This is a genomic window from Vibrio sp. Vb1755, assembly GCF_033338635.1.
Taxonomy (GTDB): Bacteria; Pseudomonadota; Gammaproteobacteria; order Enterobacterales; family Vibrionaceae; genus Vibrio; species Vibrio alginolyticus.
Map to the genome: position 1 here is coordinate 1 of NZ_JAWOTA010000215.1, position 1,241 is coordinate 1,241.

Below are 1,241 nucleotides of genomic sequence, written 5' to 3' on the forward strand. Positions count from 1 at the left end.
GATTAAAATTGGTCAAATTAACAGCTTAGAAGTCATTAAAAAGGCTGATTTTGGCGTATTTCTGGATGGTGACGATTACGGCTCTGTTCTGCTGCCTAACAAACATGTACCTGAAGGCACTGAACTTGGCGATCACATCGAAGTATTTTTGTACTTTGACTCAGAAAGCCAACTTGCTGCGACCATTGACAAGCCAATCGCTCAAGTAGGCGAGTGGGGCTTGATGAAAATCGAAGGCATCAATCAAACGGGTGCATTCGTAAACTGGGGCATTAAAGAGAAAGACCTTCTTATCCCATTTAGTGAGCAACGAGCTCGCTTTACTGCGGGTCAAAACATTCTGGTTTATGTTTACACCGATAAAGCGTCGGGACGTATTGTTGGTACGACGAAGTTCAACAAGTGGCTTGATAAAACGCCAGCAAACTACGAAGTAAACGAAGAAGTTGATCTGATTATCGCGGAACGCAGTCAACTTGGTTACAAAGCGATTGTAAACGGCAAACACTGGGGCATGATTTTCCCTTCTGATGTATTTGGTAAGCTGTTTATCGGTAAAAAACTGAAAGGTTACATCAAGCAAGTCCGTGAAGATGGCAAAATTGACTTATCTCTACAAAAAGTCGGTGTGGCGAAGATGGATGATCTTTCAAGCAAGATTATTGATCTCTTGGAGAAGAAGGGCGGTTTCCTTCCTCTGAACGATAAGTCTTCGCCAGAAGCGATTTTTGATGCTTTCCGTACAAGTAAAGGCACGTACAAAAAGACCATCGGCGGTTTGTACAAGCAAGGTAAGATTGTGATTGAGAAAGACGGTATCCGTCTCGCTTAACTTATCTGCTTAAACGCTAGAAAGCAGCCAAAAAAACGGCCCAAACTCTTCCATTTTTTGGGCCTAGGGGAAACGGCTCTACAGAGCCTGCGCTAAACTTTCGTCAACCATTTATTGGGTGGTTAACGTAGAGAGAAATGCCGTATCAAAGCGTTACTTTGATATCTTCAGTTTAGTACAGCGAGCTTGAATCGCTAGCAGCCCTACGAGCTTTCATACTTACGAACTAAAAAGCCATCGCAAATACGATGGCTTTTCATTTATTTATGGTTCGTCATTTCTTTAAAATAAGTTCTTATCTCGTACTAACTCACGAGGAAGACCATTTTTAATGCGGTTACTGACCCACTTACCTAAACCGATAATCGCACCTTGGTACTTAACTAGCACTTCGCCTTTACCCGTTTTC

Annotated in this window: 2 protein-coding genes; one reads left to right on the top strand and one right to left on the bottom strand. The window is 42.4% G+C overall.

What is annotated here, in order from left to right; genetic code table 11:
* Nucleotide 1: 1 nt before the first annotated feature.
* Nucleotides 2–832, top strand: a complete 831-nt coding sequence (locus R7E00_RS24010) for a S1 RNA-binding domain-containing protein (RefSeq protein WP_318124763.1) — start codon at nt 2–4, stop codon at nt 830–832.
* A gap of 282 nt (nt 833–1,114) precedes the next feature.
* Here R7E00_RS24010 and R7E00_RS24015 read toward each other — a convergent pair.
* A partial coding sequence (locus R7E00_RS24015) for a methyltransferase RsmF C-terminal domain-like protein (RefSeq protein WP_318124764.1) occupies nt 1,115–1,241 on the bottom strand: 127 nt, incomplete at its 5' end.